Origin of the sequence: Tardiphaga sp. 285_C5_N1_2, assembly GCF_052076065.1 — a bacterium.
Classification (GTDB): Bacteria; Pseudomonadota; Alphaproteobacteria; order Rhizobiales; family Xanthobacteraceae; genus Tardiphaga; species Tardiphaga robiniae.
Window position 1 is genome coordinate 2,055,091 of sequence record NZ_CP197241.1, and the last position, 23,583, is coordinate 2,078,673.

Here is a 23,583-nt window from a genome sequence, read left to right on the forward strand (position 1 = left end):
TTGGTCTCGCGTGGCGCCCGTCTGTCGCGTAAATTGACGGCTGGCGAATAGGAATTGAGACCATCGATGCGTGAATTGTTTGACGAAGTGTACGGCCAGTCGCAGCTCGATCCGCAAGAGGCGGTGCGACGGTCGACGCGTGGTCCGCAGCGCAAGCGCTTCTACAAGACCGTTGGGATGAGCGAGACGCCGGATGGCTTTGCCATCATGCTCGACGACAAGACCGTACGCACGCCGTCGCGCCATCCGCTGGTCGTTCCTACATCAGCCATTGCCGAAGTCATGGTCGCGGAATGGGATGCGCAGCAGGATGTCATCGACCCCACGAGCATGCCGGTGACGCGCCTCGCCAACAGCGTGATCGATGCGATCCGCGACGAGGCGCAGACCCTGGCGGTGGCTGACGATATGGCCAAATACTTCGGCACCGATCTGCTGTTCTATCGCGCGGGCTATCCCGAGGCGCTTATCGCGCGCGAGGCTGCGGCATGGGACCCTGTCTTGTTCTGGGCTGCCGATGATCTCGGCGCGCATTTTATCCTGGCTGAGGGCATCGTGCATGTCAGCCAGCCCGAACAGGCCATCGCATCTGCCCGTGCGGCGCTGCCGAGCGATCCATGGGCGATCGCCGCGCTGCATCTGGTGACGACGATCACCGGTTCGGCGCTGCTTGCGCTGGCGCTGCTCCATGGCCATCTGAATGCCGATCAGGTCTGGACCGCCGCCTTTGTCGACGAGGACTGGAATATCGAGAAGTGGGGCCTCGATGAGGAAGTCGCTGCGCGGCGTGCGGCGCGGCAGGTGGATTTCAAGGCTGCCGTGCTGGTGCTGAAGGCGGTCGCACCGTCAGCGGGTTAATCGGAAGTTAACAACCGTTAACTAGCGTGGCTGCACCATTGTCCGGTGCCGCTCACCATGCCGACTCCCGTCAACTCGATCTTACCGGTTGTCTCCGCGCAGGGCGTGGCGAGCGAAGTCGCGTTTCAGCCCGGTAGCGTGATTGCCGGCCGCGTGCTGTCGGTCTCGCCAGACAATCAGGTCCGTATCGCCATCGGGCACAGCACGATCGACGTGCAATCGCAGGTGCCGTTGCAGGCCGGGCAGGTGCTGCAATTCGCAGTGTCGAAGACGGACAACGGCAATGTCCAGCTTGCCGTCGTCACGCCGCAGAATACGGGTGCAGGGCAGGCGGGGGGCGCATCTTCCGGCAATGTGACGCTCGCGCCAGACGTGCCAATCAATCTCGCCAATGCGATTGCCACTTCCAAGATCCAGCTGACATCGCTGGAAGCACAGGCGGTGTCCACCGCCACGCAAAGTGCCGTGACGCAGCAGGCGAGCTTGGCCACGCTGTTTGCCAATCTCGGAGCCGCCACCTCGCTGAAGGGGCTGCCGCAGCAGTTGCAGCAGGCGGTCGCGCAGGTACTGGCGCAGCGCCCGCCGCTCGACGCCCAGCTCACCGGCGAGGAAGTCAAATCGGCGTTCCAGAATTCCGGCCTGTTTCTGGAATCATCGCTGGCCAAGGGATCTCTGCCGCAAGGCGGGCTGCCCGATATGAAGGCGGCATTGATCGTGTTGCGCCAGGCGTTGGCGACCACGCTCGCCACAGCGAGTCCGACCCAGAGCACAACGCCAGCGACGGCGAATGCAACGACACCGGTGGCTACGCCGGAGCAGCCAGCATCGACATTGGCAAACGCGCTCCCCAATGTCGTGGCGCAGGTCACCGCACAGCAGGCGCAAGCCGCTGCAGTGACCGCGGCCATGTTGCCCAAGGCCAGCATCGAGAACGATCCGCTGCAGCAGGCTGGACTTCTCGCCGCAGACCAGCCCGTGCTCGATGTTGTGGCTCAAAGCGCGCCGGCCGTGGCAAAAGCCCCCGAAGCGGCTGCACAACTGACGGCGAACCGGGCCGCGTTCAACTTGCTTCGCGACGCGCTGCAGACGGCTCCCAAGGGCATGGGTAGTGCGGCATCGCTGGTGTTCGACGACAGCATGATGATGGATCTGCTGCCCGCTACGAAGGCGCCAGCGGGCCAGCCGGGTGCCGAAACGAACATCGCGCGCAACACCCTGCCGCCGCCGCCGTTGCGCGGCGGGTTGCCGACGGCACAGCCGATGGCTTTGCCGACACTCCCGGCAAATGCGCCGCTGGGCACCACCGTGCATCATCTGCTCGCGGATACCGATGCGGCGCTGGCGCGCCTGACCCTGCTGCAGGTGGCATCCTTGCCGGATCGCGCGGACGGTCTTGCAGCGCCGCGGCTCGATCAGGCATCGCCGCGCTGGAGTTTCGAAATTCCGTTTGCGGTGCCGGCCGGCACCGCAATGGCGCAGTTCGAGATTTCGCGTGATGGCGGCAATGGCAGCGAGGCTGAAGCGGCCAAGCAGGTCTGGCGTGCGCGCTTTTCGCTCGATGTCGAGCCCGCTGGCCCGGTCCATGCGCTGGTCTCGCTGACCGGCGACAAGACCTCGGTGCGGATGTGGGCGGAACGGCCGGCGACGGCACTGCAATTGCAAGCCGGGACGGCGCAGCTCAATCAGGCGCTGATCCGCGCCAATCTGCAGCCCGGCGATATCGTGGTCCGCGAGGGCGCACCGATGCAGCCCGCACCGGCATCGGCGGGGCATTTTCTGGATCGCGCGCTATGATCGTGCAGCCTAAAAGATCGCTCGTCGTCGCGCTGCATTACGACAAGACCGGCGCGCCTGTTGTCACCGCGAAAGGTAAGGGCGCGATCGGTGAGAAAATCATCGAGGTCGCCAAGGCCCACGACATTCCGATCGAGGAAAACGAAGTGCTGGCTGGTGCACTCTCCAATGTAGAGCTCGGCGATGAAATTCCGGCCGAGCTCTACAAGGCCGTTGCCGAAGTGCTCGTCTTCGTGCTCAGGCTGTCGGGCCGCGCGCACTAGCCGCGCTATCCGGCGACGATAGTCGTCAACGCGTTGGTGACTGTTTTGCGCCGGTCTTTCAAGGCTGGTGATCTCGCATCCGCGAGCTATCAACGCTCAGTCCGCCCGGTATGAATGTAGATTTGTTGCAGCGCATTTCCTATCGCGCACAAGCTGATGCTTGCCAAGTTCCAGCATTGTGCAACTATGAAACCCGGGAAAGCCTAGTGCTCGCCTGACGCTGTTGGAATGGGGGATCATGTGAGTGAGACGCTGCATCCAAACGCTCCACATCATCTGCCTGGTTTCATTACCGCTCCCGGCGAGACTGACATGCTCATGGTCGTGGTCGGAATCTTTCTGATCGTCGCCGTCATGATAGCGGGCAATCTGTATCTGCGTCTGCACAGCATGCCTGAGCGCATGGCGCACAAATCGCAGAAGCTGCAGTTTGAAATCGTCGCCGTGCTGGGCCTGCTCGCATTGTTCACCCATATCCATCTGTTCTGGGTGGTCGGGCTGTTACTGGCGATGATCGATTTGCCGGATTTCAGCACGCCACTGCGCAGCATCGCGGGATCGGTTCAGAAGATTGCCAACGGTGATGCTACCAGCGAAGCCACCGAGCTGTCCGCTGAAGCGCCATCGCGCCCCATCACGGCGGAAATATCGAGCCGTCCCGGCGAAGCCGGAGGGCATGGTCATGCTTGAGCTTCTCCTCTGTTCACTGCTAACGGTTTTTCCGGATTATCTCTATCGCCGCTACAGACAAGGCAAGCGCCTGGGGCGCGAGATCACGTTTTATTCCGTGTGGTTCGAACTCAGATGGGGGATCACAGCCTGCGTGATGCTGACGGTCGCTCTGATCACGGTGATCTTCTATTTTCATCCATCTACGACAAGCGCGACCTTGTTCTATCGGACCGTGCCGATCCTTCCCGAGGTCAATGGCCGGGTAGCGGAGGTGCACGTTGAGTTCAGTGCCCCGGTCAGGAAAGGCGACGTGATCTTCCGGCTCGATAACGCCAAGCAGGAAGCGTCGATGGAGACCGCGCGGCGCAAGATTGCCGAGGTCGATGCAGCCATGCTGGCGGCGCAGGCCGATATTCTGAAGGCTGAAGGACAGGCGCAGGAGGCCAAGGGGTCTTATCAGCAGACCTCGGACGAACTCGATACCAAGCGTGAGCTGCAGAAGCGCAATCCCGGCATGGTGCCGCAACGCGATATCGAGAAACTTGAGGTGCTGCTGACCGGCCGCCAGGGGGCGCTTGATGCGGCCATGGCCGCGCGACAATCCGCGATGACGCGTATCTCCGCGCTGCTGCCGGCGGAGAAGGCCAGCGCGCAGGCGGCACTCGCGGAGGCGCAAGTCGATCTCGACAAGACGTTCATTCGCGCAGGCGTGGACGGGCGCGTCGAGCAGTTCACGCTCCGCGTTGGCGATGTCGTCAATCCCGTCATGCGATCGGCGGGCATTCTCATTCCGGAGAATGCGGGCCGCGTGCTCTCGGCAGGATTCGGGCAGATCGAAGCGCAGGTGATGAAGGTCGGCATGGTTGCCGAGGCGACCTGTATTTCGAAGCCGTGGACCGTCATCCCAATGGTGGTGACCGGCGTCCAGAACTATATCGCGGCCGGTCAGTTCCGCGGCGGCGAGCAGTTGGTGGAAGCGCAGCAAGTCCGCGCGCCGGGCACCATCCTCACGTTCCTGGAGCCGATCTATCAAGGCGGCCTTGACGGCGTGACGCCTGGCAGCAGTTGTATCGTCAATGCCTATACCAGCAATCATGACGCCATCGCCGCGAAGGGGATCGGCTCTTTCAAGTGGCTGGCGCTTCATGCCGTCGATGCCGTTGGGGTCGTCCACGCGATGTTGCTGCGGATCCAGGCGTTGTTGCTTCCAGTCAAGACGCTGGTGATGAGCGGGCACTGAGCTCAGCTCGTCTTGCGTGGCGACATGGCTATTCCGGGACGCTTCGGAACTGGCGCTGTTATGCCCGTTGAACTAGCCTCCGTGAACAATAAAAAAGCTCACGGAGGAAATCATGAAATCGACGCTCTGGATGTCGTCCATCGGACTGTCGTCGCTTGCAGTTGCAGCGGCCAGTGGCTGGTTTGCCGCCACCATGTTTGCCCAGCCTGCCACCAGCAAGGAGCCGCGTTTTCCGCAGCTCACCATGGATCAGCTCGACGCCAGGCAGAAGCCGCTCGGCGAGCAGGTGATGAAGGTCTCAAGCGTGGGGCTCGCCGGTCCCTATAATCCGATGATGCGCAGCCCGGTGCTCGGGCAAAAGCTGTTTGATCTGTTCGCGTATCTGCGCTGGGACACGTCCGTTCCCGTCAAGCTCAACGAATTCGCGATCATCATCATCGGCCGGCAATGGCGATCGCAGGTCGAATGGTTCGCGCATGCACCGCTGGCGCAGAAGGCCGGGCTGTCGCCCGATATCATCGCCGATCTCAAGGCCAACAAGCGGCCCGCGAACATGGCGGAGGATGAGGCGACGGTCTACGACTTCGTCACCGAGCTGACGACCACGCACAAGGTCTCCGACGAGACCTATACGCGCGCCAAGAAGATCTTCAACGATCAGCAGATGGTCGATCTCACGGCCGTGGCCGGCAATTACGTGATGGTGGCGATGTTGCTGGCGATGGCCGAGGAGAGCACTCCGCCCGGCAAGGAGGCGCCGTTCAAGCCCGGCGAGCCATGAGGCCGCGCGTCAGGCAGCCTTGATCGGGTTGCCGGTTGTCGGGTTTTCCGCCGTGGCCGGTGCGGTCGCATCCTTGCCGATGCGGCCGAGATGGGTGAAGCGGAAACCGGCGTCGTATTTGAGGCCGTAGCCGAGCGCGCGGTCGAAGCCGATATGGGCGAACCAGACCAGTGCGATCGAACCGGCGATCGGCTCGGCGGTGGCGATACCGGCCAGCGCGAGCAGCAGCGGCGCGATGGTCGCATGCACCAGATTATAGACCCCAGCGCCGATCCGCGGGCCGGCCAGATAGGCCAGCATGCTGAGGTCCGGGACGAAGAAAAACAGGGCGTAGATCTGCCAGGGCGCGCCCGAGATCCAGTAGAACAGCGTCATTCCGACAAACAGCGCCACGCCTTCCCAGCGCAGCAGATCGCGTACGCCACCCGTGGCTGCGCCACTGTTTTCATTGATCACGATATTGGTCATCCGGCGCTCTCCCTTGTCTGACCCGATATAGGCAGGATCGTCGCCGGCGCCATGCGATTTTGGGGGATTCAACCCTTCCTGATGGGCGTTTCCACCGCCGAAAACCCCATGCTAGAACCTCGCCCAAACCCTGCGGTCGCCGCGGGCGATAACACGTGACATTGACGGGCTGGAGCACATGAAAGACATCCTGGACACCCTCGAAGCGCGTCGCGCGGGCGCCAAACTGGGCGGCGGCGAGAAGCGAATCGAGTCGCAGCACAGCAAGGGCAAGCTGACCGCCCGCGAGCGCATCGAGCTTCTGCTCGACAAGGGGTCTTTCGAGGAATTCGACATGTTCGTCGAACACCGCTCCGTGGAATTTGGCATGGAAAAGTCCAGGATTCCCGGCGACGGCGTTGTCACCGGCTGGGGCACCGTGAACGGCCGCAAGACCTTCGTCTTCGCCAAGGATTTTACCGTGTTCGGTGGCTCGCTGTCCGAGACCCATGCGCTCAAGATCACCAAGCTGCAGGACATGGCGATGAAGGCGCGGGCGCCGATCATCGGCCTCTATGACGCCGGCGGCGCGCGCATCCAGGAGGGCGTCGCGGCCCTCGCGGGCTATTCCTACGTGTTCCGCCGCAACGTGCAGGCCTCGGGCGTGATCCCGCAGATCTCGGTCATCATGGGCCCCTGCGCCGGCGGCGATGTCTACTCGCCGGCCATGACCGACTTCATCTTCATGGTGAAGAACACCAGCTACATGTTCGTCACCGGTCCCGACGTGGTGAAGACCGTGACCAACGAGGTCGTCACCGCCGAGGAGCTCGGCGGCGCCAGCGTGCATGCGACGAAATCCTCGATCGCCGACGGCGCCTTCGAGAACGATGTCGAGACGCTGTTGCAGATGCGCCGGCTGATCGACTTCCTGCCCGCCAACAACACCGAAGGCGTGCCGGAATGGCCGAGCTTTGACGATATCGAGCGTACCGACCTGTCGCTGGACACGCTGATCCCCGACAATCCGAACAAGCCCTACGACATGAAGGAGCTGATCCTCAAGGTCGTGGACGAGGGTGACTTCTTCGAGATCGCCGAGACCTTCGCCAAGAACATCGTCACCGGCTTCGGTCGCATTGCCGGCAAGACTGTGGGCTTCGTCGCCAACCAGCCGATGGTGCTGGCCGGCGTGCTCGACAGCGACGCCTCGCGCAAGGCCGCGCGCTTCGTGCGGTTCTGCGACGCCTTCAACATTCCGATCGTGACCTTTGTGGACGTGCCGGGCTTCCTGCCGGGCACCGCGCAGGAATATGGCGGCCTCATCAAGCACGGCGCCAAGCTGCTGTTCGCCTACAGCCAGTGCACCGTCCCCCTGGTGACCGTGATCACCCGGAAGGCCTATGGCGGCGCCTTCGACGTGATGGCCTCGAAGGAAATCGGCGCCGACATGAACTATGCGTGGCCGACGGCGCAGATCGCGGTGATGGGCGCCAAGGGCGCGGTGGAGATCATCTTCCGTCAGGACATCGGCGACGCCGACAAGATCGCCGCGCGCACCAAGGAATATGAAGACCGCTTCCTGTCACCCTTCGTCGCCGCCGAGCGCGGCTATATCGACGACGTGATCATGCCGCACTCCACCCGCAAGCGCATCGCCAGGGCGCTGGCGATGCTGAAGGACAAGCATCTGGAAGTGCCGATGAAGAAGCACGACAATATGCCGTTGTGAGGGGACTAGGTTCATCAATGACGCCATAGCGGTCGACGTTGATGTCCTTTCTTTATGGTAGCATTCGTCTCTGACAAGGACCTGCGAGGATGCGCATGATGATGAAAGCCCGTAGCCGGATCTTCAGCATTCTTGCCATGCTCGTTGGCCTCGCGAGCACCGGCGCTCTTGCCGACGAAACCGTCACCGTCGGTGGCTCACGCGCCGTGCTCATCAAACCCGCATCGCCGCGCGCCAGCGTGATCCTGATGCCGGGCGGCAGCGGCGCCATCAGCCCGGGAGAGCATGGCGAGATCAACGGGCTGAAGGGCAATCAGCTGGTGCGGACCCGCGGCGCCTATGCGGCGCGGGGGCTGGCGGTGCTGGTGGTGGATGCTGGGACCGATCTGTCGAGCGCGGTGCAATACATGGCCGCGATCAAGCGTCCGGTGACGGTGGTGGCGACCAGTCGCGGCACCCAGCGTGCCGCCGAGGGGATCGCGCGGGGCGCGCGGCCGGATGCGCTGGTGCTGACCTCGGGCTTTCTCAGTGCGGAATCGGGTAGTGGCAGCAATGTGATGTCGATTATCGGCTCGCCCTCGGCATTGCCGCGCACGCTGGTCATCCATCATCGCAATGACGGCTGCAAGTTTACCGCGCCGGCCGGCGTCGATCCGTTCGTCAAATGGTCGGTCGGGCGCGCTCGCGTGGCGTGGCTGAGCGGCGGACGCAATGACGGTGATCCGTGCGAGGCGCGGGGATATCACGGCTTCAGCGGCCTCGACGGTCAGGTCGTCGGATTGGCCGTCGGCTTTCGATAACGGCGAGATGCCAAATGTGTGAGTTCCCACGCACATTCAGTTTCCATTCATGCCGCGGGTCCGATCCTGATCTCCTCACGGATATCAGGAGGGATCGCGATGGAACGCCGTCATTTTCTGAAGATCGCCTTCGGCTTTGCCGCGGGCGTCGGCTTGGCCGCTCAGACCATCACGCAGGCTCAGGCCGCGCCGCTGCTGCCGGCCAATCCGCTCGACAACCACAAACTGGACACAGAACCTCAAGCCGCGGTGGCGTCGCAGGACGACGTCGATCGTCTCCAGCCCGAGCAAGTCCAGTGGCGTCGCCGCGGCTGGCGTCGGCGTCGTTTCTGGGGTTATCGCCGCCGGCATTGGGGCTGGCGTCGCCGTTATCGGGTCCGTCGTCGGTACTGGCGCCGCCGGTACTGGTAGGGCAAGCCCGTTTGTGCTGACGCTCAGTCTCTCCAGGGCGTCAGCGGTTTGGTCTGGCCGGGTTCAATGCCGCTCAGATGGCGACGCACGTTGTCATAGCTGCGATCGCCGGGGGCAAAGGTCTGCGAGCCGTCAGCCGGTTTGCCGTCCACCGTGCGGGTGAAATGCAGCACCAGGCTGTCATCGGCATTCATGGTGGCACTGCCGTAATAGGGCATCGACAGCCGCGCGTCCTCCGCCATGGCCGCGCCAGCCATGAGTAGAATGGGGAAAGTGAGAAACAGACGGGTCATGACACCTCCTGCTGTGAGGTTGTGATGGAGGCTCAGGAAGATGGCGGGGATTTGTCCGCCGCCGGTCACCGCATGCACGGATTTGTGTTACAGGTCGCCGTCATCCGCTGCCGACGAGTCCCATGCCCCATACCGAAGCCCTGCTGTTTCCGCTTGCCATGATCGCGCTCGTTGCCGAAGCGATGACGGCTGCGCTGGCGGCCGGACGGCGCAAGATGGACTGGCTCGGCGTTGCCATGCTCGGTTGCATCACTGCGCTCGGCGGTGGTTCGGTGCGCGACATGCTGCTCGGGCACTATCCGCTGTGGTGGGTGAAGAGCCCGTATCTGCTGCTGCTGACCGGCGGTGCGGCGCTGGTGACCATCGGGCTTGCGCGCGTGGTGCATCGCTTCCACGCGCTGTTTCTGGTGCTCGATGCCATCGGTCTCGTGGTTTTCACCATCATGGGCTGCAACATCGCGCTCGCGATGGATCAGCCGCTGCTGATCGTGGTCGTGGCCGGGATGATCACCGGCTGCGTCGGCGGCGTGCTCCGCGACGTGCTGTGCAACGACGTGCCGCTGCTGTTTCGCGCCGAACTCTATGCGAGCGTCTCGATCGTCACGGGGCTTCTCTATATCGGCGGCATCAAATACGGATTCAGTCCCGATCTGGTGACGCTCGTTGCCGCCGTTATCGGACTGACGTTCCGCCTGCTGGCAATCCGGCTGAAGCTGGAAATGCCGAAATTCGTCTATGACAGCGACACCAAATAGCGCCTGCTATCAGCGCAGTCCCATGCAGCTGGCATAGAAGGTCGTGGTCGCCGGCCAGTCGGAAAACACGCCGCGGACGCCGACGTCCTTCGCCAGTACGTCCAGCACCGTCAGCGTGTCGCCATCGCGGTCGATGGCGGGTTTGACCGAGCGATGGAAGAAACCGCCGCCGTTTGCGAGCGGCCCATCGCGCTCCAGCGACCAGGTGATCAGATCGAGCCCTGCGTCGCGCGCTGCCTTGGCATAAGGGGAGGGCACGATCTTGTTGGTGCCATCAAGCGTCAGCAGCATGTAGATCGGCGGTGCGAGAATCTTGACACCGGCAGCCTTGAGTTCGGCCATCGACGGTTTCCACGTTTCCGCGCGCATGTGATCGAAACCCGGTGTTTCATAGCGGCCGTCGAGATAGACCGCCCGCGCGCCGAATTCCGGCGCGGTGCGGATCCAGAACTTGATGTCGTTGAGATCGAAGCTCTGGGCAAATACGTCGCCAGGCGGAATGCCGGCGGCGCGATATTCGTCGAGCATCTGGGTCGCGTATTTCTCCTGACTATAATCGCCGTCGAACGGCATCGGCACCTCTGGAGCCTTCAGCTCCGGCGTGAATTTGGCGCCGAGGCTCTTGATCAGCGCGATGCTTTCCGCATGGGTCATCAGCGTGCCCGAGCTGGCATAGAGGTCGGTGCGCCAGCGCGGCGTGCCGTTCTGATAGTCCGCAACGGTGGTCGCTGATGTGTTGGCGGCATCCATCTTCGCCGTCAGCGTCCTGAACTCCGCCAGCGTGATGTCGCTGGTACAGCATTTTGCCGACGCCTTCTTGCCGGTGGCGGGATCGGCGGGGCTGAAGGGTTGCGTGCACTTCGCTGCAAGCGATGGCACCGACAGGATGTTCGTTGTCGTATGCAGGTCGCATTGCGAATGCCGGCAGACCAACTGGCGGTCCTTCGTAAAGGTCACGTCGCATTCGATTACGCCGGCGCCCATGCGCGCCGCAGCGAGATAGGACTCCCGTGTATGCTCGGGAAATTGCAGCGGCGCGCCGCGATGGGCGATGGAGAAATCGCTCTTGCGAAACGGCCCGGTGCAGGTGCTCAGCTTTGCCTTCAGCGGGCCGTCTTTCATCTTGTCGACGAGATAGAACGGCCGCGGACCCAGCTGTGGCTCGGGCAGTGCGATGGTGTCGGCGCGGCCGGTCGTCAGCGATGAGAGGCCGAGCAGCCCGGCCAGTATGAGACGACGCAAAGCGCGCGACATGACGATCTCCAGAATAGCGAAGTGCCATTCTGTCATCTTCGTGTGACGGCTGTAACCGGCGCGTGGGCAACAAAAAACCCCGCCAGTGGCGGGGTCTTCGTCGTTAGGATTGTGCAGCGATCACCAGCGGCGGATGCAGCGGCCGTAGGGATTGCGGAAAAAGCCGGGGGGGCAGTAACCCGGGCCGCGCGGCGGCGGGCCGCGGAACATCGGGCGGCAACCGCCATAGGGACCACGGGCATAGCCGGGGCCGCAGCCCTGAGCGACCTGGATCACGCCTGCCGTGTCTGCAGCGCTCAGCGGAGCCAGAGGCATTGCGCTGGCGGCACCGATGCCCCCGACGCTAACGGCAAACAAGGCTGCCGCAAAGATCGTCTTCATTCGTGTTCTCCCTCGATGGTGCCGCGATGCGGCGCAGAGAATAATGATGGCATCGCATCACCCGCTGCAGGACTCTTACGGGCAAGAAAATTGCTGGGGATCAACGCTGCACAGCACGATTAAGCCGATTCGATCTGAATACAGCATGAATGTTTCGGGATATCCGCGTAGCAGGGCGCGGCAGTTGCTACTTCGCCGCGAGGAAGCCCAGCATCAATTCGTTGAATTTGGCCGGTGCATCGAGAAACACGATATGGCCCGCGTCCGGAAGCACCTCGGCCTTCGCGTTCGGCATCTTCGCCGCCAGCGCCTTGGCGAGATCGGCGTTCTGGCCCATCTTTGGCCGCAACGCTTCCGGCGCATTCGGCTTGCCCGGTGCGTTGTGATCGTCGGCGCCCATGATGAACAGGGTCGGCAGGGCGATCAGCGGAATTTCGTGGACCACGGGCTCGCGATAAATGAGCTGCGCCGAACTGACGAAGGCGCGCAGCCAGCGCGGATATTCCGGCGATCCCTTGATGTTGAAACGCGCGTCGATGAAGGGCGTTACCTGGTCGGGCTGCATCTTCAGCGAATAGTTCACCTCAAGCTGCTTTCGGTAACCTTCCGCCGTCAGCTTGTCTTCGTTCTCCAGGATCTTCTCGGTTGGTGTCGGTGGCACATAGAACCGATAGTCCTCAAGCCCGATCGGCGCCGCGAGCAGTAGGTGATCGATACGATCGGGATAAGCGCGGACAATGCGCACGCTCAACATGCCGCCCAGGGAATGAGCGACGATGTCGAATTTCGCGATCCCGAGGTGATCCATCAGCGCAACAGTGTTGCGGGCAAGGTTGTCGAAATGCAGATCGCCTGATGGCTTCGATGATTTGCCGAAGCCGATCTGATCGGGGACCACGACGCGGTAGCCGGCTTCGTTCAACGTGCCGATCACCGGCGCCCAGTAGCTCGATGGAAAATTGCGGCCGTGCAATAGCACCACGGTTCGGCCGTTCGGCTTGGTCGATGGCACGTCCATATAGGCCATGCGCAGCTGCTCGCCGTCATTGACCAGCGGCAGCATGTTGACGGGGTAGGGGTAAGGGAAGCCTTCGAGGCCGATGCCGTAAGGCTCGCGCGCCGCAGGAGGCTCGGCCGCCTGCGATGAGGTGAACGGCAGGGTTGCAATCAGCGCAGCGAGCAGCAGGCGGTTCATCGGGGGGCTCCGGGAGAAGGAAGGTCCGGCGCGGTTTCAAGCTGCATTGCGGCGAAGGTAAGCCGGCGTCTTCACGTTTTCCGGATGGCGTTGCCGGTGGTGCCGAACAATGCCTCGAAGCGCTTCTCGCCGCTGCGGGTGAAATGCACCACGCGGCTGCCGGGCGAGGGGTCTCTAGCCGCCCATTTCATGGCAGTAAATGAGATCATGATGGCGGCGCCGAGTGTGCCGGCCAGATGATGGCGCCGCTCGCTCCAGTCGAGGCAGGCCTTGCAGACCGGCCGGCGCGGATGCGCCAGCGTCGCCGGATCTATCTTCAATTCTTCAGCAACGAACCGGCTGCCCTGAGTCGTGAGTTCGATGACCCGCTCGGTCTGCCGGATCAGCTTCTGTGCCCGCATACTGTCGAGCATCTGCACGCCAAGATCGCCGGCGAGATGATCGTAGCAAATCCGTGCGCGGCGCAACGCGGGTTCTTTCGGCCCGGTGCGAACGCGGAGATGGCCCGCGCGGGCTGCCAGGCCGGCCAGACCTTCCAGCACACCGGCGACATCGGGCCCGGTGAGGCGATAATAGCGATGGCGCCCTTGTTTTTCCGGCTCGATCAGGCCGCCGGCTTCAAGCTTGGAGAGGTGTGAGCTCGCGGTCGGCGCCGTAATCCCGGCTTCCTGGGCGAGCTCGCTCGCAGTCAACGCACGGCCTGTCATGAGTGCCGTCAGCATATTGGCGCGTGCAGGATCGCCAACAAGTGCAGCGACCATGGCGATGTCCGGGCCTGCTTTCATACTTCGACGCTAATCAAAGTATTGCGGTCGAGCAAGCGGCTATATCCAGGTATCTGCAGAGGGAGCCGCCATGACGATCACTGTCTTCATTCGCTATCAGATCGATCCGTTCAAACGCACATTGTTCGAGGCCTATGCCAAGCGCTGGCTGACGATTATTCCCAAATGCGGTGGTGATCTGCAGGGCTATTGGATGCCGCATGAAGGAACGAACAACATCGCATTCGGCCTGATCTCGTTTCCAAGTCTCGCGGCCTATGAGGCATACCGCGCCAGACTGCGCACTGACGCTGACGGCGTCGCGAATTTCGCGTCGGCCGAGGAGCACCAGTTCATCCTGGCGGAAGAGCGCACATTCCTGCGCCAGGTGACCGCATAGTCATGCGCGACAAAGCCGCGGGCATTGATGTCCGCAGCTTTGTCTGCCCGTCGCGCCGTTACTTCGGCGCGCCGCCCTTCGAGCTGTCGATCTCGGTGCCGGTCGGAGCCGATTGCGGGGCCTGCGGTCGCGCAGGTGCCGCACCGGTGGTGACACCGGGCTGATTGTTGGTCGGCGTCACGTCACGTACGCCGGGAGCCACTGGCGGCTTCGAATAGGAATCCGCGACGTTGTTGGTTGGCGCCGGCGCCTTTGGCGTGCTGTCCTGCGTCGCCGGGGCGGATTGGGATGCGGTCTTCGTCGCGTCGCCCGGATTCATCGATGTATTGTTCAGGCCGTAGAATACGGCGCCGAGCAAGACAACAATACCAAGTGCATAAATAGCCATGCGGCTACCGCTGGCTGGCCCTTCCGCGAGTTCGGGATCGGCCTGCAGCTCATTATCGAGCCGCGCAGGATTGCGGATGTCATCGGCGGGATTTGGACGATACGGATCATTGGGATTGGGAATGTTCGCCATGTCGTGTCCTCCTGTGCGGCCAGACAACCGTCAGATGAGGTGCATGTTCCAGAGATTGTGCATTCCAGAGCCACGTCCTATGTGGCAATGCAGCGTGATCGGGCCTGCTCATCAGATGTTAAGGCCTGGCTGCGACGCTGGGGCGATTATTGATTCGCAGAAGCGCGTGGCAGCCCGAATGTTCGATACGATTATCCTCCTGACGGGTCCTGCTGAGCACTCGGTCTTCACAACTTTGCTCCGTGGTCACAATCCGGCCCTTACAGTCCTTCCTGTTTTCACAGCTGAAGATCTGGCGGCGATCGAGCCCGACTGGCTGCGCCGGGCGCGGATGATTTCGTTCACCACCGGCGTGATAGTCCCCGGCGCGGTGCTCGATCAGCTTGGCTTTGGCGCCTACAATTTCCATCCGGGTCCGCCGCAATATCCCGGCTGGGCCCCGGCACATTTTGCGCTCTACGATCATGCGACCGACTTCGGCTGCACGGTCCATCGCATGATTGCACGTGTCGATGCCGGACCGATCGTGGATGTCGAGGCGTTCCCAATTCCGGCGGATATCAGTGTCGCGGGTCTGGAAGAGATTGCCTATACGAAGCTGGTGCAGACTTTCTGGCGGATGGCACGCGTTCTGGCCACACAGCCGGAGCCGCTGATCGAGCGGGCGCTGCGCTGGGGCAGCACGCGTCATACACGTAAGGCCTATGAGCAGATCTGCGATATCCCTGTAAGCATCGAGAAAGACGAATTGCAGCATCGGGTCAAAGTCTTTGGCACCGACCATTTCGGCATCGTGCCGACGATCGGTCTGCACGGCTTCCAGTTTCGGGTCGTCGCGCCCGAGACTGAAAGCGCTATTGCGGACGAAGCTGCCGAAGCCTAGCGGTTAGCCGCGAAGCTCTGGTGCTGCGCGGGCGGGTTCGCTGACGTGTGCGTCTTGGACACCTTGCCGTTGAATTCATAGAGCAGGAAACTCAGCACCACGAGTAGTCCCACGCCGATGATGGCCTTGGTCGGCTTGTGATCGTGCTCTTCGCCGCAATCCGGATGATAGGAACCGTCATTCGTCGGCACCATATCGTTGCCGGCGAGTTCAGGCTGCGACGTCCAGGTATTCAGCTTCTGATCCATTTCCGTCCTCCATGCCTGATGTTGTCAGGGTGACCGGACAGCAATGGCCCGTAAAGGCCGATGTTCCGTTTCGGGTGCGCTATTAGCGGGATGCTGCCTTGCTGAGAGGCAGCGTTTCGAAATATTTCTGAAAAAGCTTTGGAACCCATCGCTCCCCGACACGTTTCAGCATCTCACCGGTATAGGTGACACGTTAGGGGCAGTTTCGGAATGAGTGGCGATAACGGCCGGTTTGCAACCGGCGTACCGGGTCTCGATGCGATCCTGGGCGGGGGCGTTTTCGACGGCGGCATCTACATCATTCAGGGCGCCCCGGGCGCCGGAAAGACGATTCTGGGCAACCAGATCTGTTTCGCGCAGGCCGCGCAGGGGCGGAACGCGCTTTACATCACGCTGCTTGCCGAGAGCCACGCCCGCATGATCGGGCACATGCGGCGGATGACCTTCTTCGATGAAGCGGCGATTCCCGACCGCATGTCCTATGTCGGCGCCTTCAAGACGCTGGAAGACGACGGGCTGCGCGGACTGCTGGACGTGGTCCGCCGCGAGGTCCGCACCCGCAAGGCCAGCATCCTCGTGCTCGATGGTCTCATCACCGTGCACGAAAAGGCGCGCTCCGAGCTTGAGCTGAAGAAGTTCATCCACGAATTGCAGACCCAGGCCGCCTTCAGCAACTGCACCATGTTCCTTCTGACCAGCGCCTTCGACGCCGATGCGCATCCGCCTGAGCATACGATGGTGGACGGTCTCATCGAACTGCAGTCGGCACTGCATGGCCGCCGCGCCGAGCGGTCGCTTCAGGTCCACAAGCTGCGTGGCACCTGGTTCATGGGCGGCAAGCACTCCTATCGCATCACCGAGAATGGGCACGCCATCTATCCGCGTATCGAGGCGCTGCTGGAGACGCCCAGCGTCTGGGACAGCGCCGACGGTCCGATGGTGTCGGTCGGCATTGGCGGCGTCGACAAGATGCTCGGCGGCGGCGTCGATACGCATTCGGTGACGGTGGTGCTCGGGCCTTCCGGGTCGGGCAAAACCACGGCCGGTCTTCAGTTCCTGACCGGCGGTCCCGCCAATGAACCGGCGATGCTGTTCGGGTTTCACGAGAATCCGATGGCGCTGCGGATCAAGGCCGACAGCCTCAAGCTGCCGCTGAAATCGCGGGCCGACAAGGTCACGCTGATGTGGCGCCCGCAGACAGAAGCGGTGCTCGACGAGGTCGCAACCGAGCTGCTCTCGACCATCAGGCAGAACGGCGTGCGCCGTCTGGTGATCGATGGCATCGAAGGCTTCTCGAAGCTCACCGACGAAAAGGAGCGCATCGGCTCTTTTTTGTCGGCGCTGTGCAACGAGTTGCGCGCACTCGGTGTTACCACGCTGGCGACGGCAGAAACCGATCACGCTGGCATGACACCCGGGCAGCCGCTCAAGGGTGTCAACCAGACGGGTCTCTCCGCGGTTGCCGAGAACATCATCGCGCTGCATCTCGCAGCCTTGCGCTCGGAAAACCATCGTCTGATGACCATTCTGAAATCGCGTGACCGCCGGACCGATATGCGCATGCGCCGCTTTGAAATTCTCGACGGCGGCATCGTTCTCGATGCCGATTTCCAGAGTGCGGAGCGCATCCTCAGGGACATTTCTAGTCAGGGACCTGCACCAACTCCATCGACGGATCTTAAGTTGACTGGAGAATAGCGGTGCGAACTGTCCTGATTGTCGAGGACGAATGGGCGATCGCCGACTGGCTCGAAGTCCTGTTGAGCGAATATGCCTTCAATGTCCTCGTGGCCGGCAACGGCCGTGAGGCGCTCGACATTCTGCATCGGGACACGCCCGATCTCGTGCTAACCGATTTCATGATGCCGTTCCTCGACGGAGCCGGCCTGATCGCAGCGATGGGGCAGGACGAGCGGCTGAGCGGAATTCCGGTGGTCGTCATGACCTCGTTGCTGGAGCATGTCGTGCGCGACCGGGCTGGGCGTTTTCGCGCCTATCTGCGCAAGCCGTTTCGCGAGGCCGATCTGATGAAGATCATCAGCGAGATATTCCCGGGCGAGGCCTGAGCCTCCTTTGGCAGATCTTGCTGCATCGCACTGCAGCGTGAAGCCGTTACGTCCTTGCGCCAAAGGCCTTTGCGGCGACACAACGTGACAAGCCTACCGGCCGCATTCATCACGAAATTGCGTTCTTTGGACGCGGGGCTCCATTGCCCAGAATTGTGGTGCGTCCCGTTCAAAATCCAACATAGACTGTTTCTAAGGGAGTCGAACGACCCCAGATAATAGGCGCGAGCAGGCCGGGCGACAGCTCAGTGGCCGCAGTGACGAGGGTGGGAATGGGAATCAATCAAGGCGCGATCAGTCTCGATCAGAAATACACCCAGGGCTCTGGCCACATTTTCCTGACCGGCATTCAGGCGCTGGTTCGGCTGCCGATGGCACAGGTCCGCAGGGACCGCGCGGCGGGTCTGAACACCGCAGCCTTTATTACCGGCTATCGCGGCTCGCCGCTCGGCGGCTACGACCAGCAGCTCGTGGCCGCGCGGAAACATCTCGATCAGTACGGCGTCAAATTCCAGCCCGGCGTCAACGAAGATCTCGCAGCCACCGCGATCTGGGGCACCCAGCAGCTCAATCTCTCGCCCGGCGCCGAATATGATGGCGTGGTCGGCATCTGGTACGGCAAGGGCCCCGGCGTCGATCGCTGCGGTGACGTCTTCCGTCACGGCAATGCTGCCGGCTCCGCGAAATTCGGTGGCGTGCTCTGTCTCGCCGGCGACGATCACGGCGCCAAGTCGTCGACCGTTCCGCATCAGTCCGACCATGCGTTCATATCGGCGCTGATGCCTTATCTTTATCCTTCGAGCATCCACGAGATGATCGAGATGGGTCTGCTCGGTATCGCGATGTCGCGCTATTCCGGCTGCTGGGTCGGCATGAAGGTGATCACCGAAACCGTGGAGACCACGGCGGAGATCAACCTCAATGACGAGATGACGCCGTTCAATATTCCCACCGATTTCGAACTACCGCCGGATGGTCTGAACCTGCGCTGGCCGGACGACCGCTATGTGCAGGATCGCCGCTTGCAGGACTACAAGGGCTTCGCGGCGATTGCCTTTGCCCGGGCCAACAATATCAACCGCGTTACCATGGACTCGCCAAATGCGCGCTTCGGCATCATGGCCTCCGGCAAGAGCTATGAGGACGTGCGCCAGGCACTGCGCGAGCTCGGCATTACCGAAGAGGTGGCCGCGAAGATTGGTCTGCGGCTGTACAAGATCGGCATGCCGTGGCCGCTGGAGCCGGAAGGCGTGCGCAAGTTCGCGGTGGGTCTCGATGAGATCTTCATCGTCGAGGAGCGTCGCGAGATCGTCGAGAACCAGGTCAAGCAGGAGCTGTTCAACTGGCGCGACGATGTGCGGCCGCGCATCGTCGGCAAGATGGATTCCCACGATCATCGCTTCCTGCCATTCGCCGAAGAGCTGAGCGTCGCCAAGGTAGCGACCTCGCTGGTGGATCGCCTGCTGGCGATGGAGATCGACCCGGAGATTGCAGCACTCCTGCGCGCCAAGGCCGACTGGTTTCATGGACGCGAAGCCTCGCAGGTGCAGAACGTCGTGCCGATCACGCGCACGCCGTATTTCTGTTCGGGCTGTCCGCACAATACTTCCACCAAGGTCCCGGAGGGCTCGCGCGCGCTAGCCGGCATTGGCTGTCATTTCATGACGCTGTGGATGGATCGCTCCACCGAGACCTTCACCCATATGGGCGGCGAGGGCGTGCCATGGACCGGCATTGCGCCGTTCACCAAGGAGAAGCATATCTTCGCCAATCTCGGCGATGGCACATACTTCCATTCCGGTTCGCTGGCGATCCGCCAGTCGATCGCCTCCAAGGCGAACATCACCTACAAGATCCTCTACAACGATGCCGTGGCGATGACCGGTGGTCAGCACCATGACGGTGACCTGTCGCCGCAGAAGATCACGTTCCAGCTCCACAGCGAGGGCATCCGCGAGATCTATCTCGTGTCGGAGAATCCCGATGCCTATCCCGCCAGCACCATCGCGCCGGGCGTGAAGCTGGCGCATCGCGACGAACTCGACAAGGTCATGAAGGCCTGCCGCGAAGTGCCGGGCTGCTCGGCCATCGTGTTCGTGCAAACCTGCGCCGCCGAGAAACGTCGCCGCCGCAAGAAGGGCATTCTGGAAGACCCGCAGCGCCGCGTGCTCATCAACCCGGCAGTCTGCGAAGGCTGCGGCGATTGCTCGGTGCAGTCGAACTGCATTTCGGTGGAGCCGCTGGAGACCGCACTAGGTCGCAAGCGCACCATCAATCAGTCGTCCTGCAACAAGGACTATTCGTGCCTCAAGGGCTTTTGCCCGTCCTTCGTCACGGTCGATGGCGGCAAGCTGAAGCGCAAGGCGCCGGTCGAACTCGGCGCCATCGGTGCATTGCCGGAGCCGGCCACGCGGCCAACGCTCGACAAGCCCTATAATGTCGCCGTCGGTGGCGTCGGCGGCACCGGCGTGCTGACCATTGGTGCACTACTCGGCATGGCCGCGCATATCGAAGGCAAGGCCTCGATGATCCTCGACATGTCTGGGCTTGCGCAGAAGGGCGGTGCGGTGCTCAGCCATGTGCGTCTCGCCAACGACACCGGCGACGTCACCTGCTCGCGCATCGTCACCGGCACGGCGGATGTCCTGATCGCGGCCGATGAAGTGGTGGCCATCGCCAAGGACACGATCTCGCTCTGCGAGAGCTCGCGCACCACTGGCATCGTCAACACCCATCTCATTCCGATCGCGGATTTCGTGCGCAACCGCGATTTCAATTTCCAGTCCCGCAAGGTCAACAATGTGCTGGAAATGTCGCTGCGCAACGAATCGACATTCCTCGATTTCACCAAGGCGGCCGAAGCGCTGCTTGGCGATTCCATCGCCACCAACATGATGATGATGGGCTTTGCCTATCAGCAGGGGCTGCTGCCGCTGCAGGCAGCGTCCATCGAACAGGCCATCGAGCTCAATGGCGTCTCGATCAAGATGAACATGCTGGCGTTCCAGCTTGGCCGTCTTGCCGCCGCCGATCCGGCACGGCTCGCGGGCATGCTCAAGGGGGCCGATGAGACAATCGCGCCAAAGACGCTGGATGAGATGAGCCTCGATGAGATCGTCGCTCATCGCAGCGGATTGCTGACGGACTATCAGAACAGCAAGCTCGCTGAGCGCTATCAGGCGATGGTCGATCTGGTCCGCGAGGCCGCCATGCGTGGTGGCTATGACGATGAACTGCCGCGCGCGGTGGCGATCAACTATGCCAAGCTGCTCGCCTACAAGGACGAATACGAAGTCGCGCGGCTCTATACCGATGGCAAGTTCGAGAAGCAGTTGCGCGATCAGTTTGAGGGTGACGTCAAGATCAGCTTTAACCTCGCACCGCCGATGCTGCCCGGCACCGATGCGTCGGGCCGCCCGAAGAAGCGCGCCTTCGGCGCCTGGATGCTGCCGCTGTTTCGCATTCTGGCGAAGCTGCGCACCTTGCGCGGCACGCCGCTGGATGTGTTCGGCTATAGCGCCGACCGCAGACTGGAGCGCGATCTGATTGCGGGGTACGAGAAGGACGTCGCGACGGTGTTGAACCTGCTGTCGCCGCTCACGGTGGATACGGCCGTGCAGCTCCTCTCGCTGCCCGACAGCATTCGCGGTTACGGCCCGGTGAAGGAAGCCTCGGTCGTGGCGGCGAAGGTGCGTTACGCCGAACTCGCCAAGGACCTCGCCAATCCGCCGCCGGCGCCGCGCCAGATCGCAGCGGAGTAGGGGAAGCGATCGTAGGACGGGTAGAGCGTCTTCGCGAAACCCATCGCCTTTCGGAGCTTGTGTGGTTGATGGGTTTCGCTTAGGTGCGATGCGCCTGCCATCCTACGATCTCGCGTAACGCTCTCGGTCGTCATGGCCGGACTTGTTCCGGCCATCCACGTCTTCCTTTGTCCGCCAAGACGTGGATACCCGGCATGCGCCGGGCATGACGACGTTTGGTTTGGGCGTTCGCGCGTCACGTTATTTCAGATTCAAATGTCAAACAGCCACTGCTCTTCAGACATGCGTCATCACCCCCATTGTTTGCGGCGCGGGGGCGCCGTCGTCTCTTGCATTCCCGCCCCTTGTGAGAGGGCGTGCGGAACGCCGGGTGCCCGTTGCACCCTTGGGCCTGATGCGAATGCGGTCGTCCGCAATTGAGAGTGCATCAGGACTTTCGGAGGCGCCGAGCAAGTGCTCGACGTTCCGCCTGCGGTGTTTTTTCGGTTGCTTGCACTTTGCCTCGACGAACGCTCCGATCGCGAATTAAAGTCCCAAGGCGATGGGAAGGGAGCCTCAAGCGAATAGGCCGGACACGTTTTGACTTGGTCGTCCGTCACACTGTCCAGGGCTCTGTCCATCCCAAGGTCGGTCGTCTCCTTGCCAGTGGCAGTGCTGGCGCAGATCCGTCCTGCCCGAAGACAGACGTCCCCCATGAACCGCGCGACGCCGCATCTCCGGCGTCCACCGCATCCTGCCCCGCGAACGTGACGATCGCGATCGCCCCTCTCGATGGGGCAGGACGGAAGGGAATATAAACCTGGCGAAGATGCTGTCAATGGGGATAGGAAAAAATGTTTGGGGTGCGTTCAGCCCGAGTCCATCCCACACTCGTCATTCCGGGGCGCGGCCGGCACTTGCCGGACGCGAACCCGGAATCTCGGCATGGGAGTCTCTAGTCAGTGCAAAACACTCTGGGATTCCGGGTTCGCACTTCAGCGGCTTCGCCGCTTTCGTGCGCCCCGGAATGACGGGTCAGGACGAAAGCCTCACACCCCGATATTGTCGATCAGCCGCGTCTTGCCGATCCTCGCGGCCACCAGCAGTCGCACCGGGCCGTCCTTCATCGAACTGACCGGCGCCAGTGACTCCGCGTGGCGCGCCTCGAAGTAGTCGAGTGCGAAGCCTGCCGCGGTGATCATCGCGGCGCCACCGGCCATGGCGGCTTCAAGGTCATCGCCCGCCTTCAGGCGCTTGGCGGTTTCTTTCATCGCGCGATACAGCACCGGCGCCGTGGCGCGGTCGTCCGGCGAGAGATAGACGTTGCGCGACGACATCGCGAGACCGTCGCGCTCGCGCACCGTGGTTGCGCCGGTCACCTTGACGCCGAGATCGAGATCCCGCGCCATGCGCGTCACGACCTTGAGCTGCTGGTAGTCCTTCTCGCCGAAGAACGCCATGTCCGGCCGCACCTGCGTGAACAGCTTGCCGACGACTGTCGCGACGCCGCCGAAGAAATGCGGGCGGAAGCGGTCTTCGAGGTCGGCGGTGGCCGGGCCTCCGGTCGTGATCTTCGTTGCGAAGCCTTCCGGATACATCACCTTGGCGTCGGGATTCCAGATCAGGTCGACGCCGGCTTCGGTGAGTTTGGCGACGTCGCTTTTCCAGGTGCGCGGATAGGAGCCAAAGTCCTCGGTCGGCGCGAATTGCGTTGGATTGACGAAAATCGACACCACGACCTTGCTGGTGCGGCGCTGGGCGAGGCGCACCAGGGAGACGTGACCGTCATGCAGTGCGCCCATGGTCGGCACCAGGCCGATGGTCGCCTTGCGCGCGCGCAGGCCGTCGAGCGCCTTGCGGAGGGCGGGCAGGGTGCGGGCGACGATCGGGGTGCGGGGCATTGCGGCTCGTTCTTGTTGTTGGCTGCTACGGGTGAGGGCGTGCGCGCCCTGCTTATCAAAGCTCGCGGGATCACCCAAGCCTCACGATACCAGGCTGCCGGGTGTCCTGATGCCGCAACCGGCCGCCGGGATTCATGATTAAGCGCGGCTGATCGCCCGCAGAGCAGGATGCCCCTGTATTTAGC

Annotated in this window: 24 protein-coding genes; 15 read left to right on the forward strand and 9 right to left on the reverse strand. The window is 62.5% G+C overall.

Features of this window, described 5'->3' with window-relative positions; translation table 11 throughout:
• Positions 1-66 precede the first annotated feature (66 nt).
• From AB7951_RS09805 to AB7951_RS09830, 6 genes are all read left to right on the forward strand, one after another.
• Positions 67-858 (forward strand): ATP12 family protein, encoded by a 792-nt coding sequence (locus AB7951_RS09805; protein ID WP_441255764.1) that lies wholly within the window; start codon positions 67-69, stop codon positions 856-858.
• 57 nt (positions 859-915) lie between these two features.
• Positions 916-2,652, forward strand: coding sequence for a flagellar hook-length control protein FliK (fliK, locus tag AB7951_RS09810; protein ID WP_441255765.1), 1,737 nt, complete (start codon positions 916-918; stop codon positions 2,650-2,652).
• Positions 2,649-2,915, forward strand: coding sequence for an EscU/YscU/HrcU family type III secretion system export apparatus switch protein (locus AB7951_RS09815; RefSeq protein ID WP_441255766.1), 267 nt, complete (start codon positions 2,649-2,651; stop codon positions 2,913-2,915). The genes fliK and AB7951_RS09815 overlap by 4 nt, the downstream gene beginning before the upstream one ends.
• A gap of 240 nt (positions 2,916-3,155) precedes the next feature.
• Positions 3,156-3,605, forward strand: a complete 450-nt coding sequence (locus AB7951_RS09820; RefSeq protein ID WP_441255767.1) for a hypothetical protein — start codon at positions 3,156-3,158, stop codon at positions 3,603-3,605.
• Entirely contained in the window at positions 3,598-4,827 is a 1,230-nt protein-coding gene (locus AB7951_RS09825) for an HlyD family secretion protein (protein WP_441255768.1), read from the forward strand. Before AB7951_RS09820 ends, AB7951_RS09825 begins: the two co-directional genes overlap by 8 nt.
• A gap of 112 nt (positions 4,828-4,939) precedes the next feature.
• On the forward strand, positions 4,940-5,608 hold the full coding sequence (locus tag AB7951_RS09830) for a carboxymuconolactone decarboxylase family protein (RefSeq protein ID WP_441255769.1): 669 nt from the start codon (positions 4,940-4,942) through the stop codon (positions 5,606-5,608).
• A gap of 9 nt (positions 5,609-5,617) precedes the next feature.
• Here AB7951_RS09830 and AB7951_RS09835 read toward each other — a convergent pair whose 3' ends face one another.
• Complete coding sequence (locus tag AB7951_RS09835; protein ID WP_093761539.1) at positions 5,618-6,076, reverse strand: DUF4260 domain-containing protein; 459 nt, start codon at positions 6,074-6,076, stop codon at positions 5,618-5,620.
• A 178-nt stretch (positions 6,077-6,254) separates the two neighbouring features.
• Here AB7951_RS09835 and AB7951_RS09840 point away from each other — a divergent pair, with 178 nt between their 5' ends.
• The 3 genes from AB7951_RS09840 (at position 6,255) to AB7951_RS09850 (ending at position 8,998) form a co-directional block, all read left to right on the forward strand.
• A complete protein-coding gene (locus tag AB7951_RS09840; RefSeq protein ID WP_441255770.1) occupies positions 6,255-7,787 on the forward strand; it encodes a carboxyl transferase domain-containing protein in 1,533 nt (510 codons plus the stop codon).
• Positions 7,788-7,924: 137 nt separating this feature from the next.
• Positions 7,925-8,587, forward strand: coding sequence for an alpha/beta hydrolase (locus AB7951_RS09845; RefSeq protein WP_244558592.1), 663 nt, complete (start codon positions 7,925-7,927; stop codon positions 8,585-8,587).
• Positions 8,588-8,686: 99 nt separating this feature from the next.
• The gene (locus tag AB7951_RS09850) at positions 8,687-8,998 is read left to right on the forward strand and encodes a twin-arginine translocation (Tat) (RefSeq protein WP_439061713.1); all 312 of its coding nucleotides are present in this window, start codon (positions 8,687-8,689) and stop codon (positions 8,996-8,998) included.
• Positions 8,999-9,021: 23 nt separating this feature from the next.
• On the opposite strand, the gene AB7951_RS09855 is transcribed toward AB7951_RS09850, so the two are convergent.
• Positions 9,022-9,291: a hypothetical protein gene (locus tag AB7951_RS09855; protein ID WP_139285956.1), complete on the reverse strand. Its 270-nt coding sequence runs from the start codon at positions 9,289-9,291 to the stop codon at positions 9,022-9,024.
• Positions 9,292-9,413: 122 nt separating this feature from the next.
• Here AB7951_RS09855 and AB7951_RS09860 point away from each other — a divergent pair, with 122 nt between their 5' ends.
• Positions 9,414-10,046, forward strand: coding sequence for a trimeric intracellular cation channel family protein (locus AB7951_RS09860; RefSeq protein ID WP_439061712.1), 633 nt, complete (start codon positions 9,414-9,416; stop codon positions 10,044-10,046).
• A gap of 9 nt (positions 10,047-10,055) precedes the next feature.
• Here AB7951_RS09860 and AB7951_RS09865 read toward each other — a convergent pair whose 3' ends face one another.
• From AB7951_RS09865 to AB7951_RS09880, 4 genes are all read right to left on the reverse strand, one after another.
• Positions 10,056-11,300 carry a glycerophosphodiester phosphodiesterase family protein gene (locus tag AB7951_RS09865; RefSeq protein WP_439061711.1) on the reverse strand — a complete coding sequence of 415 codons (1,245 nt, stop codon included), beginning with the start codon at positions 11,298-11,300 and terminating at the stop codon, positions 10,056-10,058.
• A 120-nt stretch (positions 11,301-11,420) separates the two neighbouring features.
• Positions 11,421-11,681 carry a GCG_CRPN prefix-to-repeats domain-containing protein gene (locus AB7951_RS09870; RefSeq protein ID WP_089268198.1) on the reverse strand — a complete coding sequence of 87 codons (261 nt, stop codon included), beginning with the start codon at positions 11,679-11,681 and terminating at the stop codon, positions 11,421-11,423.
• Between the two features lie 187 nt (positions 11,682-11,868).
• A complete protein-coding gene (locus AB7951_RS09875; RefSeq protein ID WP_120291978.1) occupies positions 11,869-12,876 on the reverse strand; it encodes an alpha/beta fold hydrolase in 1,008 nt (335 codons plus the stop codon).
• Between the two features lie 71 nt (positions 12,877-12,947).
• Complete coding sequence (locus AB7951_RS09880; protein WP_439061710.1) at positions 12,948-13,661, reverse strand: ArsR/SmtB family transcription factor; 714 nt, start codon at positions 13,659-13,661, stop codon at positions 12,948-12,950.
• 70 nt (positions 13,662-13,731) lie between these two features.
• On the opposite strand from AB7951_RS09880, the gene AB7951_RS09885 reads away from it, so the two are divergent.
• Positions 13,732-14,040 (forward strand): NIPSNAP family protein, encoded by a 309-nt coding sequence (locus AB7951_RS09885; RefSeq protein ID WP_093761259.1) that lies wholly within the window; start codon positions 13,732-13,734, stop codon positions 14,038-14,040.
• A 58-nt stretch (positions 14,041-14,098) separates the two neighbouring features.
• Here the strand turns inward: AB7951_RS09885 and AB7951_RS09890 are convergent, their stop codons facing one another.
• Positions 14,099-14,560 (reverse strand): hypothetical protein, encoded by a 462-nt coding sequence (locus tag AB7951_RS09890; RefSeq protein ID WP_093761261.1) that lies wholly within the window; start codon positions 14,558-14,560, stop codon positions 14,099-14,101.
• A 43-nt stretch (positions 14,561-14,603) separates the two neighbouring features.
• Between AB7951_RS09890 and AB7951_RS09895 the strand changes: the two genes are divergently transcribed.
• A complete protein-coding gene (locus AB7951_RS09895; protein WP_439061709.1) occupies positions 14,604-15,443 on the forward strand; it encodes a formyltransferase family protein in 840 nt (279 codons plus the stop codon).
• Here the strand turns inward: AB7951_RS09895 and AB7951_RS09900 are convergent.
• Positions 15,440-15,691 (reverse strand): hypothetical protein, encoded by a 252-nt coding sequence (locus tag AB7951_RS09900; protein ID WP_120291985.1) that lies wholly within the window; start codon positions 15,689-15,691, stop codon positions 15,440-15,442. The two genes, AB7951_RS09895 and AB7951_RS09900, sit on opposite strands and share 4 nt — an antisense overlap.
• A gap of 210 nt (positions 15,692-15,901) precedes the next feature.
• On the opposite strand from AB7951_RS09900, the gene AB7951_RS09905 reads away from it, so the two are divergent.
• From AB7951_RS09905 to AB7951_RS09915, 3 genes are all read left to right on the forward strand, one after another.
• The gene (locus AB7951_RS09905) at positions 15,902-17,389 is read left to right on the forward strand and encodes an ATPase domain-containing protein (protein WP_120291987.1); all 1,488 of its coding nucleotides are present in this window, start codon (positions 15,902-15,904) and stop codon (positions 17,387-17,389) included.
• 2 nt (positions 17,390-17,391) lie between these two features.
• Positions 17,392-17,757, forward strand: coding sequence for a response regulator (locus tag AB7951_RS09910; protein WP_068731403.1), 366 nt, complete (start codon positions 17,392-17,394; stop codon positions 17,755-17,757).
• A 272-nt stretch (positions 17,758-18,029) separates the two neighbouring features.
• Positions 18,030-21,518: an indolepyruvate ferredoxin oxidoreductase family protein gene (locus AB7951_RS09915; RefSeq protein ID WP_439061708.1), complete on the forward strand. Its 3,489-nt coding sequence runs from the start codon at positions 18,030-18,032 to the stop codon at positions 21,516-21,518.
• Positions 21,519-22,546: 1,028 nt separating this feature from the next.
• Here AB7951_RS09915 and panC read toward each other — a convergent pair.
• Entirely contained in the window at positions 22,547-23,398 is an 852-nt protein-coding gene (gene panC / locus AB7951_RS09920; RefSeq protein ID WP_089263720.1) for a pantoate--beta-alanine ligase, read from the reverse strand.
• Positions 23,399-23,583 lie beyond the last annotated feature (185 nt).